This is a genomic window from Lentiprolixibacter sp. (assembly GCF_982873095.1).
The window spans coordinates 1-8,783 of record NZ_CEYNTP010000108.1 but is presented as its reverse complement, the minus strand read 5'-3'; the positions used below and the strand labels follow the sequence as shown (position 1 = coordinate 8,783).

Genomic DNA, 8,783 nt, shown 5'->3' with positions numbered 1-8,783 from the left:
GCCCGGCAAATCCCCGAAAAGCTCGCGAAGCTGATCGATGGAGCGCTGCGAGTTGGCGCCGACCACCGTCATCGGCGGGTTGTCGTAGTCCTTGATGGACGTGCCCTCGCGCAGAAATTCCGGCTGAAAGCGATACAAAGAGCCCCGCATGCGAAGAACCGGTAATCCTTACGGTCGATGTAGAACAGTTTTGTTCGTGATCGGCGTGCAGGATGAGTAGTTGGTCAAGGGCATCTATTACTATTTTATTCAGTTTATACTCCTTATTGGGCCTTTTAAACATCATTTTGTGGAGGTTTTCCACATACCCGAGGCTATCATCCCCGTAGTCCAGCGGCAACCCCTGGCGCTTTCTCATCGTCCAGGCAACCAGTACAGGGAATTTGGCCAGGATACGAACAATAGCATTGTACATCGCCTCCTCTGAAGAAACATTTACCGAAGAAGGATTGAATGCGATCAAGGCACTGGTCAATGAAGACAACACCCCCATAGGATGCGCAGATTTCGGAAAACCGTCCAGGATCTTCTTCATTTCTTCGTCCACATGGGATTCCTGTTTGATGTCGCTATCGAAGCGCGCAAGCTGTTCTTTGTTAGGGAGTTCCCCGTAGATCAATAAGTATGCGACTTCCAGGAAATTTGCCTTAACGGCGAGTTCTTCAATAGGATAGCCCCTGTATCGTAAAATTCCCTTTTCACCATCCAGGAAGGTTATGGAACTGGAACAAGAACCCGTATTCTTGAAGCCTGGATCCAGGGTAATCAAACCGGTCGACGTCCTGAGTGTTTTAATATCGATCGCGAGTTCATCTTCGGTTCCTTTAACAACGGGCAATTCGTATTTCTTTCCTTGGAATTCTAAGGTGGCTGTGTCTGACATCTCCTGAATTTTGCTTGAATTTTTGATGGCTGTAAAGGTATGAAAAACGAAACACCTTAACAATTTGAAAAAGGTGGCTTTAAGGATAATTTAACCCCTTTAGCCCTCACTTAAGAGTGTTGAGAAATGTGTTGCCTCAGGATAGCTGGTACAGGGCGGTGTAATACTCGTCAACCGACTTCTTCCAGGTAAAACGCATCCTTTTTGCATTTTGCTGCAACTGTTTCCATTGGGCCGGTTTATTAAAGTAAGTTGACAGGGCTCTTTCAAAGACGTCCACCATATCCTGAACCTTATCCTCATAGCTTTTCCCTCCGAAAGTAAATCCGGTAACACCATCTTCCACAGTGTCTTTTAATCCCCCGGTATGATGTACAAGACAAGGGTTACCGTTCCGCATAGCCAGCATTTGACTAATCCCACAGGGTTCAAAAAGACTTGGCATAAAATACAGGTTGGATTCCAGGTAAAGGGAATCGATCACATCTTCGGATTGCCCATTAATGAAAATGAAATTCCGGCGTTCGTGACTCAGATCACGAAACAATTCCTCGTATTCAGGGGCACCGGTTCCCAGCAACATAAATACCCCATTTACTTCTTCGAGCTTATCCAGGATTTCCCTGAACTTGTCCGGAGACCGTTTCAGAAAATAGAACTTCTGCTCAGTCAAGCGGGCTATACTGGAACAAATGAAGGCCGGGGGATTATCCAGATATTCCATCATCTTCTCCCCGGTATGGGCAAGGAAGTCGGCCTTGTATTTCTTGGATTCCTGCTGGAGCCAGATAAAAATGGCTTTGATGATGTTGCGATGGATCAATTTACGCTTTGCGGTGCGGATATTCTTGTAGTTACAGCCATTGAGAATTCCGAAAAGTCGCTTTTCTTCATTGGCCTGCACCAGGTCCTGTTCGAGTCCTTCGCCGCCTATGAAGTCTGGCGGGTCACTCGGTTTCATGATATCGTCACGGTAGGAAGGGGAAACTGTGTGTACGGCATCCGCCAATCTGATCCCTACAGCCATCAGGTTTATACAATCCAGATAACGGAGATCGGCTAATCGTTCCTCGCTGTATTTCACTTCCGGAAACCAGGTCTCCAGTGCCGCATAATTATTCTTAAATGGGCGTATCCCCTGTATGGACAGGTTGTGGATGGTGTAGACAAAACGCATGGAGTTCAGCATCTCATACCCCGGGTGAAACTCCTTTAAAAAGAGCAACATGCTGGTGTGCCAATCGTGGAGGTGTACGATATCCAGTTCTCCAAAGACCCCTTTCTTTATCGCCTCAGCAACAGCAGTACAGAAAATAGTGAACTTGACAAAATCAGTAAAAAAGGGTTCTGTAGGGTCATCGTGATAGATGTGGGCGATGGTCCCAGCCTCTATCTCGGGATGGTGGATAACATAGTGGAAGGTATTCTTATATTCCTTTTTGGGTACCGCTTCAAAAAGTTCTGCCGTATACGTCATCCCTCTCAGCTCAAAATTGAGGTGCGTACGGAAAGAAGCCTCCTTGTGTAAACGGGAATAAGAAGGCACCACTATATGTACCTTGTCGCCCTTATCCGAGATATGACGTGGTACATCACGAACCACATCACCCATACCTCCAGCTTTACAATTGGCGAGAGCATCATTCTCAGCTGCAACAAACAAAAAGTGCTTCATGGATCCAGGGGCAATTTAGGTCTGAAATGAAACGAAGCCTCAGGGGTAGGTCCCCTGAGGGATGATTTAAAAATTACGGTCTTACTGCTGTACCTTAAAAGCTTTCTCCTGAGGGTAATAGGCAGTACTTCCCAATTCTTCTTCAATCCTTAACAACTGATTGTATTTGGCCATCCTGTCGCTACGCGATGCAGACCCCGTCTTAATTTGACCAGTATTCAGGGCCACCGCCAGATCTGCAATGGTGTTGTCTTCTGTTTCTCCTGAGCGGTGAGACATTACCGTAGTGTATCCGGCATTCTTTGCCATATTCACTGCAGCGATGGTCTCTGTGAGCGTACCGATCTGGTTGACCTTAATCAGGATAGAATTAGCTATGCCGTTCTCGATACCCCTTTCCAGGCGGGTCACGTTGGTCACAAACAGGTCGTCCCCAACGAGTTGTACCTTATCCCCAACCAGTTCAGTAAGGATCTTCCAGCCTTCCCAGTCATTCTCATCCATCCCATCCTCTACGGAAATAATGGGATATTTTTCACAGAGGTCAGCCAGGTAACGGGCTTGTTCTTCTGATGTGCGCACCGCACCCTTTTCCCCTTCAAATTTGGTATAGTCGTATTTTCCGTCCACGTAAAATTCCGCTGAAGCACAGTCCAGGGCAATTTTTACTTCGTCCCCAAAGGAATATCCCGCCTGCTTAACGGCCTTCGCAATGGTCTCGATGGCATCTTCTGTTCCATCCAGGGCAGGTGCAAATCCACCTTCATCCCCTACTGCCGTGCTGAGTCCCCTTCCGTGCAGTACTTTTTTTAGGTTGTGGAAGATCTCAGTACCCATTTGCATGGCGTGGGTAAAATTCTTGGCCTTTACCGGCATGATCATAAACTCCTGGAAAGCGATAGGAGCATCGGAGTGCGAACCTCCGTTGATAATATTCATCATGGGCACAGGCAGGGTATTGGCACTTACGCCCCCTACATAACGGAACAGGGATAGTCCCAATTCATTAGCTGCTGCTTTGGCCACAGCCAGGGACACCCCGAGTATGGCATTGGCCCCTAATTTGGATTTATTGGGCGTGCCATCCAATTCCAGCATGGTTTGATCGATCAGGTTTTGTTCAAAAACCAATTTACCCCTGATATGTTCTGCGATGACGGTATTGACATTTTTCACCGCCTGGCTCACCCCTTTTCCCATGTAGGTGGATCCGCCATCCCGCAATTCTACTGCTTCGTGTTCTCCTGTGGAAGCCCCGGAAGGCACTGCTGCCCTGCCTACTACACCGTTATCTGTAACCACATCAACCTCTACGGTAGGATTGCCACGGGAATCTAATATCTGTCTCGCATGTACGTCAAGTATAATGCTCATGTTATTGCTTTTTAGGTTGTTTACTCAATTATTTAAGGATCTGGATGCAAAGATTATCCAAGTAAAATTCTTTGATTCAAAGATACAAAAGGACAAAGGGAATCCTATAAGATTCCCTGACTTTCGGCAGTGAGATAACAATTCCTTAAACCGTGATCTTATCATCCACGTTGGCCCCGATCATTTCAAAATACTGATCAAAAAGGTAAGAGGCATCATGGGGTCCCGGACTGGCCTCGGGATGGTATTGCACACTGAAGACGTTTTTGTCCTTCACCCGCATCCCGGCAACGGTCTTGTCATTGAGGTGTACGTGGGTAATGATGAGCTCCGGATGGGCCTCGGTCTCTTCCCTGTTGATGGCAAAGCCGTGGTTTTGTGAGGTTATTTCTCCTTTTCCGGTTTCCAGGTTGATCACCGGGTGGTTGATGCCCCTGTGCCCGTTGTACATCTTGTAAGTGGAAATACCTTTCGCCAGTGCAATAACCTGGTGGCCCAGACATATACCAAAAAGAGGTTTGTTGGTCTCCATGATGTTTTTAGCGGTTTCCACAGCTTCGTGCAGGGGTTCCGGATCTCCGGGACCGTTTGAAATAAAGTAACCATCAGGATCAAAAGCCTTCAGATCTTCAAAGGAAGAATTATAGGGAAAGACCTTGATATAGCCCCCGCGTTGTGCGAGGTTGCGCAAAATGTTCTTTTTTATACCAATATCAAGGGCAGCAATCTTGTAGGGTGCTTTGGGATCTCCGTAGGTGTATGGTTCCTGGGTAGAAACCCGGGAGGCCAATTCCAGCCCTTCCATGCTGGGCACCTTGTCCAGCTCCTTTTTTAGTTTTTCAACATTGTCTACATCGGTTGAGATAACCGCATTCATGGCCCCGTGTTCACGGATATAACTAACAAGGGCCCGTGTGTCCACGTCTGAAATAGCAAAAAGATTACTGTCTTCCAAAAACTCCTGGAGGCTCTTATCCGCGCTGGGGCGGCTATACTCGTAGCTAAAGTTCTTACAAATAAGGCCAGCGATCTTGACCGAATCCGATTCTACTTCGCCGGAATTGGTTCCGTAGTTCCCGATATGGGCATTTGTGGTGACCATTAGCTGTCCAAAATAGGAGGGGTCGGTGAATATTTCCTGATACCCGGTCATCCCAGTATTGAAACACACTTCTCCAAATGCTGTTCCTTCTTTGTTACCTACAGCCTTTCCGTAGAAAATTGTACCGTCTGCCAATAGGAGCAGGGCTTTATTTTTGCTTTGATACTTCATTCTGCCTATGAATTATGGTTTAACAAATAAACATAAAAAAAGGATAAGCTTTTAGGCTTATCCTTTCCAAAATATTAATGATGTTATGAACATACTATTCTTCTGAATCATCCGCTACGGTCTCTGTTACCGGTGCAGGGGCGGCGGCGGCCTTTTTCCCTCTTCGGCTCCTACGCGTTGATTTCTTCTTCTGTGGTTTACCAGCCTCGTAGAGCTCATTGAAATCCACCAGCTCTATCATGGCCATTTCCGCATTATCTCCAAGTCGGTTTCCGAGTTTGATAATCCGGGTATACCCTCCGGGCCGGTCCCCTACCTTTTCAGAAACGGTTCCGAAAAGTTCAGAAACCGCATATTTGTTGCGCAGGTTCTTAAATACCACGCGACGGTTATGCGTACCTTTCTCAGCAGACTGGTTATTTTCAGCCTTTGATTTTGTGATAAGCGGTTCAATGAATTGTTTTAGAGCCTTGGCCTTGGCCACTGTGGTATTGATCCTTTTATGTTCAATCAGGGAACAGGCCATATTGGCAAGCATGGCCTTTCTGTGGGCCGCTTTCCTTCCTAAGTGATTAATTTTCTTTCCGTGTCTCATCGTTCTTATCTATACGGGTAAACGGGTTGCTGCCCTCCCCTTAATCCTTATCTAATTTGTATTTGGACAAATCCATTCCGAAGTTCAGCCCTTTGTTGATCACCAGTTCTTCCAGCTCGGTCAGGGATTTCTTACCGAAGTTCCTGAACTTCATCAGATCGTTCTTGTTGAAAGAAACCAGATCGCCAAGGGTATCTACCTCTGCAGCTTTCAGGCAATTCAGTGCCCTAACAGAGAGGTCCATATCTACCAACTTGGTTTTGAGCAGCTGCCTCATATGGAGCGATTCCTCATCGTAGGTATCCGTCTGTGCAATCTCATCTGCCTCAAGGGTGATACGCTCATCTGAAAACAGCATAAAGTGGTGTATGAGTATTTTGGCAGCTTCGGTCAGCGCATCCTTTGGATGGATTGATCCGTCAGTGACAATCTCGAAAATCAGTTTTTCATAGTCCGTCTTCTGCTCAACCCTGAAGTTCTCAATGCTGTATTTCACGTTCTTCACCGGAGTGAATATGGAGTCTACAGCAATTGTGCCTATTGGGGCGTTCGCTTTTTTATTCTCTTCAGCAGGCACATATCCGCGGCCTTTCTCAATAATGATCTCCATATTGATACTCACTCCGGCATCCATATTGCAAATCACGAGGTCAGGGTTCAATACCTGGAATCCCGAAATGAATTTTTGGAAATCCCCGGCAGTCAGCTGTTCCTTGCCGCTGACAGAGATCGATACGGTTTCCTCATTTACATCTTCGATCTGCCTTTTGAATCGAACCTGTTTCAGGTTGAGGATCATTTCGGTGACATCTTCTACAACTCCTTCAATAACCGAAAATTCGTGTTCTACCTTGTCTATTCTCACGGAAGTGATCGCGAAACCTTCCAGTGAAGAAAGCAGCACCCTTCTTAGAGCGTTCCCGACAGTCAATCCATATCCGGGTTCCAAAGGGCGGAATTCGAATTTCCCTTCGAAATCGGAAGAATCGATCATGATTACTTTATCGGGCTTTTGAAAATTTAATAATGCCATGTTCGGAATTGTATGATTTTATTTAGAGTATAACTCGACGATTAGTTGTTCCTTGATGTTTTCCGGGATCTGGATGCGTTCCGGAACCGAAACAAAAGTTCCTTCCTTTTTTTCCGAGTTCCAGGTGATCCACTCGTACACGCTGCTGTTGGCAGCAAGGGAATCCTGGATAGCCTGAAGTGACTTCGACTTCTCGCGCACCCCAATCACATCTCCAGCTTTGAGTGCATATGATGGAATATTTACAACTTCGCCATTAACGGTAATGTGTCGGTGGGAAACCAACTGCCTGGCACCCCTTCGGGAGCTTGACAAGCCCATACGGTATACCACATTGTCCAGTCGCGACTCGCACAATTGCAGCAATACCTCACCGGTAACGCCTTTACTGCGGTTCGCCTTGGCGAAGAGGTTGCGGAATTGTCTTTCCAGAATACCGTAAGTGTATTTGGCTTTTTGCTTTTCCATCAACTGGATCGCGTACTCCGATTTCTTTCCGCGTCTCCTGTTGTTCCCGTGTTGTCCGGGAGGGTAGTTCTTTTTTTCGAAGGCCTTATCGTCTCCGAAGATCGCTTCTCCAAATTTTCGAGCGATTTTACTTTTTGGTCCTGTGTATCTTGCCATTTTCTAATAATTGGGAGGTGAGATTATGAATTAAGGCTTATCCTTCGATAATCGTTGTTCACCCCCGGGTGAAAAATCTATTGTTGTTATTTCAGTACTTAAACGCGTCTTCTCTTGGGAGGACGGCAACCGTTGTGCGGCAGCGGGGTAACATCTATGATCTCTGTCACTTCGATGCCGGCATTGTGGATGGTTCGGATAGCAGACTCACGTCCGTTCCCCGGTCCCTTCACATATACCTTTACCTTTCTAAGGCCGGCTTCGTGTGCTACCTTGGCGCATTCTTCAGCAGCTACCTGTGCAGCATAGGGTGTGTTCTTTTTAGAACCACGGAAGCCCATCTTTCCAGCGGAAGACCAGGAGATCACATCCCCCTTCTTGTTGGTCAAGGAGATAATGATGTTATTGAAGGACGCCGTTACGTGCGCTTCCCCAACAGACTCCACAATCACTTTGCGCTTCTTTGCCGTTTTTGTCGTTGTCTTTGCCATATTTATTCTCTATTGCACTTGTGTCAGTATCAGGATGTATGTGTATTTGCAGCTACATCCAGGCCAACTAACTACGATTACTTAGTAGCTTTCTTTTTATTGGCTACGGTTTTTCTCTTTCCTTTTCTTGTCCTTGAGTTGTTCTTGGTCTTCTGCCCCCTCAACGGTAATCCCGTACGGTGACGGATACCCCTGTAACAACCGATGTCCATCAGTCGCTTGATATTGAGCTGGGTTTCAGATCGCAATTCTCCTTCAATCTTGTAAAAGGATACCGCCTCACGGATACGTCCAATTTCATCATCCGTCCATGAAGATACTTTTGTGTCTTCACTTACTTCGGCTTTACCAAGAATTTCCTTGGCCCTGCTTTTACCAACTCCGTAGATATAGGTAAGTGCGATTACGCCTCTTTTCTGTTTGGGGATATCAACCCCTGCAATTCTTGCCATAACTACCCTTGTCTTTGTTTGAATCTAGGATTCTTTTTATTAATGACATATAACCTGCCTTTCCTGCGTACAATCTTGCAATCGGCACTTCTTTTCTTTATCGATGCTCTAACTTTCATCTTGTATTGCTTAGTATCTGTATGTTATTCTCGCCTTAGTGAGATCGTAAGGGCTCATCTCGAGCTTTACCTTATCTCCCGGCAGTAATTTGATATAATGCATTCTCATTTTACCGGAAATGTGGGCAGTAACCACATGGCCGTTCTCCAATTCCACACGAAACATCGCATTGGAGAGGGCTTCGATTATGGTACCGTCCTGTTCTATGGGTGCCTGTTTAGCCATACTATGCTACTTTTCTGTTTTTACCGGTTTTCATCAAT

11 protein-coding genes and 1 pseudogene are annotated in these 8,783 nt (G+C 46.2%); all 12 read right to left on the bottom strand.

Annotated features, from left to right (window positions below; genetic code table 11):
* On the bottom strand, positions 1–72 hold a 72-nt coding region (locus AC4E7D_RS07940; RefSeq protein ID WP_490173273.1), incomplete at its 3' end, for a hypothetical protein.
* 37 nt (positions 73–109) lie between these two features.
* Positions 110–883, bottom strand: a pseudogene (locus AC4E7D_RS07935) (citrate/2-methylcitrate synthase); the annotation flags it as partial.
* A gap of 136 nt (positions 884–1,019) precedes the next feature.
* The gene (locus AC4E7D_RS07930; RefSeq protein WP_490173272.1) at positions 1,020–2,558 is read right to left on the bottom strand and encodes a glycogen synthase; all 1,539 of its coding nucleotides are present in this window, start codon (positions 2,556–2,558) and stop codon (positions 1,020–1,022) included.
* Between the two features lie 81 nt (positions 2,559–2,639).
* The gene (eno, locus tag AC4E7D_RS07925) at positions 2,640–3,932 is read right to left on the bottom strand and encodes a phosphopyruvate hydratase (RefSeq protein ID WP_490173271.1); all 1,293 of its coding nucleotides are present in this window, start codon (positions 3,930–3,932) and stop codon (positions 2,640–2,642) included.
* A gap of 145 nt (positions 3,933–4,077) precedes the next feature.
* On the bottom strand, positions 4,078–5,205 hold the full coding sequence (carA, locus tag AC4E7D_RS07920) for a glutamine-hydrolyzing carbamoyl-phosphate synthase small subunit (RefSeq protein ID WP_490173270.1): 1,128 nt from the start codon (positions 5,203–5,205) through the stop codon (positions 4,078–4,080).
* A 94-nt stretch (positions 5,206–5,299) separates the two neighbouring features.
* Positions 5,300–5,800, bottom strand: coding sequence for a 50S ribosomal protein L17 (gene rplQ / locus AC4E7D_RS07915; protein WP_490173269.1), 501 nt, complete (start codon positions 5,798–5,800; stop codon positions 5,300–5,302).
* A gap of 40 nt (positions 5,801–5,840) precedes the next feature.
* Positions 5,841–6,833 (bottom strand): DNA-directed RNA polymerase subunit alpha, encoded by a 993-nt coding sequence (locus AC4E7D_RS07910; RefSeq protein WP_490173268.1) that lies wholly within the window; start codon positions 6,831–6,833, stop codon positions 5,841–5,843.
* An 18-nt stretch (positions 6,834–6,851) separates the two neighbouring features.
* A complete protein-coding gene (gene rpsD, locus AC4E7D_RS07905; protein ID WP_490173267.1) occupies positions 6,852–7,457 on the bottom strand; it encodes a 30S ribosomal protein S4 in 606 nt (201 codons plus the stop codon).
* A 98-nt stretch (positions 7,458–7,555) separates the two neighbouring features.
* The gene (gene rpsK, locus AC4E7D_RS07900; RefSeq protein ID WP_266015154.1) at positions 7,556–7,948 is read right to left on the bottom strand and encodes a 30S ribosomal protein S11; all 393 of its coding nucleotides are present in this window, start codon (positions 7,946–7,948) and stop codon (positions 7,556–7,558) included.
* A gap of 77 nt (positions 7,949–8,025) precedes the next feature.
* Positions 8,026–8,400, bottom strand: a complete 375-nt coding sequence (gene rpsM / locus AC4E7D_RS07895) for a 30S ribosomal protein S13 (protein WP_490173266.1) — start codon at positions 8,398–8,400, stop codon at positions 8,026–8,028.
* 2 nt (positions 8,401–8,402) lie between these two features.
* Positions 8,403–8,519: a type B 50S ribosomal protein L36 gene (gene ykgO / locus AC4E7D_RS07890; protein ID WP_010519235.1), complete on the bottom strand. Its 117-nt coding sequence runs from the start codon at positions 8,517–8,519 to the stop codon at positions 8,403–8,405.
* Between the two features lie 10 nt (positions 8,520–8,529).
* Positions 8,530–8,745 (bottom strand): translation initiation factor IF-1, encoded by a 216-nt coding sequence (gene infA, locus AC4E7D_RS07885; RefSeq protein WP_490173265.1) that lies wholly within the window; start codon positions 8,743–8,745, stop codon positions 8,530–8,532.
* Positions 8,746–8,783 lie beyond the last annotated feature (38 nt).

Excerpts from the sequence above, each read along its gene's own strand:
- AC4E7D_RS07930 (WP_490173272.1), bottom strand. The coding sequence starts at position 2,558 with ATGAAGCACTTTTTGTTTGTTGCAGCTGAGAATGATGCTCTCGCCAAT.
- eno (WP_490173271.1), bottom strand. The coding sequence starts at position 3,932 with ATGAGCATTATACTTGACGTACATGCGAGACAGATATTAGATTCCCGT.
- carA (WP_490173270.1), bottom strand. The coding sequence starts at position 5,205 with ATGAAGTATCAAAGCAAAAATAAAGCCCTGCTCCTATTGGCAGACGGT.
- rplQ (WP_490173269.1), bottom strand. The coding sequence starts at position 5,800 with ATGAGACACGGAAAGAAAATTAATCACTTAGGAAGGAAAGCGGCCCAC.
- AC4E7D_RS07910 (WP_490173268.1), bottom strand. The coding sequence starts at position 6,833 with ATGGCATTATTAAATTTTCAAAAGCCCGATAAAGTAATCATGATCGAT.
- rpsD (WP_490173267.1), bottom strand. The coding sequence starts at position 7,457 with ATGGCAAGATACACAGGACCAAAAAGTAAAATCGCTCGAAAATTTGGA.
- rpsK (WP_266015154.1), bottom strand. The coding sequence starts at position 7,948 with ATGGCAAAGACAACGACAAAAACGGCAAAGAAGCGCAAAGTGATTGTG.
- rpsM (WP_490173266.1), bottom strand. The coding sequence starts at position 8,400 with ATGGCAAGAATTGCAGGGGTTGATATCCCCAAACAGAAAAGAGGCGTA.
- ykgO (WP_010519235.1), bottom strand. The coding sequence starts at position 8,519 with ATGAAAGTTAGAGCATCGATAAAGAAAAGAAGTGCCGATTGCAAGATT.
- infA (WP_490173265.1), bottom strand. The coding sequence starts at position 8,745 with ATGGCTAAACAGGCACCCATAGAACAGGACGGTACCATAATCGAAGCC.